This window comes from Stenotrophomonas genospecies 5, from assembly GCF_054473825.1.
In genome coordinates this window covers 1-213 of sequence record NZ_JBTMUW010000013.1, presented here as the reverse complement: position 1 = coordinate 213, position 213 = coordinate 1, and the positions used below count along the sequence as shown (strand labels likewise).

At 59.2% G+C, this 213-nt stretch carries 2 tRNA genes; both read left to right on the top strand.

The window, feature by feature from the left end:
* Position 1: 1 nt before the first annotated feature.
* Positions 2-78: transfer RNA gene (locus ACX9OW_RS20760), tRNA-Arg, on the top strand.
* Between the two features lie 58 nt (positions 79-136).
* A tRNA-Arg gene (locus ACX9OW_RS20755) sits at positions 137-213 on the top strand.

Genomic DNA, 213 nt, shown 5'->3' with positions numbered 1-213 from the left:
GGCGCCCGTAGCTCAGTTGGATAGAGTACCTGGCTACGAACCAGGCGGTCGGGAGTTCGAATCTCTCCGGGCGCACCACTCGACAGGTTTCCGGCATCCGCCGCTGGAAATGAAGTAAAATTTGATTGTGTACCGCGCGCCCGTAGCTCAGTTGGATAGAGTACCTGGCTACGAACCAGGCGGTCGGGAGTTCGAATCTCTCCGGGCGCACCA